Annotated in this window: 1 protein-coding gene; it reads right to left on the bottom strand. The window is 28.6% G+C overall.

Features of this window, described 5'->3' with window-relative positions; genetic code table 11:
* The coding region (locus tag J2X17_RS19000) for a tetratricopeptide repeat protein (protein WP_310301659.1) at positions 1-1601 on the bottom strand (1601 nt) is incomplete at its 3' end.
* Positions 1602-1721: the final 120 nt, after the last annotated feature.

Below are 1721 nucleotides of genomic sequence, written 5' to 3'. Positions count from 1 at the left end.
TCTATATCCACTTTACCTGCCTGAAGTTTTTCGTTACTTTCTTTTTTATTTTTATAACTCCTAAAAATCAATATCGTAATAATCAACAATAAAATCAAAATTACACCCGCAACAATTTTTATAATTTTATCATTGTTTATCTTAACCTTCTGAAGTTCGCTTTGGTTGGTTAAAACATGAATGTTTTTATCCTTTTTCTCGGTTTCATATTTTATTTGAAGATTTGAAATTTGATAAAATTTCACATCATTAAAAATACTGTCTTTTGCTTTCTCATATTTTCTAAGATGGGAAATGGCCGAGATATAGTTGCCAGTAGCAGAATCCAATTTAAATTTCATCATATGTCCAGTAATGATCATATCAATATCCTTAATTGATTTTCCTAATTTTATATTGTTATTTAGATATTCTGCAGCTAACTCGTAATTTTTAATCTTAAATAAATGGGCAACAATATTATTGTTTATTCCAAGATTTATAACATCAGGTAAATTATTTCTATGTGTCTTTTTAAGTTCTATCAACTTGTTGCACGCCTTATTAGAGATGGAATATCTTTTTATATTATCGAAAAAGGCTATATAACAGATTTGTAATGCAATTTGATCTTTATAATTATTAACTTTCAAATTCTTTACTGTAGTGCTAAAAAATTCTTTGGCTTCTTTTTCCCTTCCAAGATTTATTAAATCCTTAATAATATAAGAGGCATTTGAAAAAGGAGAAACTTCCTGAGAATACCTTTCTAAACTGTAATCAAACGCTTTTTTATGATAATTCAGCGCTAGTTCATAGTTTTGCATTTTATAGTAGGAAAGTGCCAGATTTGTATAGTCAGATGTTAAGAAAAATATATCTTTATTTTGCTCTCCAATTTTTATCGATTGCAGGCTGTATTTTACCGCCTCTGTATACAAACCTATTTTAGAATATGCTTTAGACATATGGCTGAATAAATTCTGCATTTGATCTTTGTTGCCTATAGTTTCATATAGGTCTTTGGCTTCATTATATTTTTGGAGAGCTGCCTTAAAATTTCCCAAATAAAAATAATGATCACCATAATATAGCAAAATGTCAGCAATTTGCTTTTTAGAACCTCCTTTTTTAAAGGCCTTATAGGCTTTTTCGATGATTTTTAAACGAATAAGACATTCTGTTTTATTAAAATCATAATAATTGGTAAGTTCGAGATACGCCTCACCCTTCAGCCATACAATATTGTTTTTATATGCTATTACAAAAGCCTTTTTAAGCTCCCTGATTCCTTTTGGTAGATTGTTTCCCTCGCGAAATAGCTGCGAATAGAGAATCAGGCTCATCCATTTTCCCTTATTATAATTGACTTTCCGACTCAGAAAATCGGCTTCCCTCGCAAAAACATAACTGCTGTCCAAGTCAGCTTTTTCTTCCCCAGGTTTTTTTACATAATATAAACTTAGGGTTTGCAGTTTTAAAATCCGTGTTGTATCATTTAAGTTATTTTTTAATTCCGCCTTAATTTGTTCATTTTTTTGTTTTAATAAAGGCTGTGAAAAAACAGTAAAATTGAAGTGAAAAAGAAAAATTAAAAGAGAGGTTTTAAGCAAATGCTGCATGGTTGAATTACAGTGGTTATTTCGATTATTTAATAGATAATAATTGATCAAGGCTGAATTTAAATAGCTTTAAAAAAGATAAATTCAATTGGATTTATAGTATTTATTTCATGATTTCAT

The organism is Flavobacterium aquidurense (assembly GCF_031458035.1).
Lineage (GTDB): Bacteria > Bacteroidota > Bacteroidia > Flavobacteriales > Flavobacteriaceae > Flavobacterium > Flavobacterium aquidurense_C.
The sequence above is the reverse complement of the archived record's forward strand: the minus strand, read 5'-3'. Positions and strand labels throughout refer to the sequence as shown.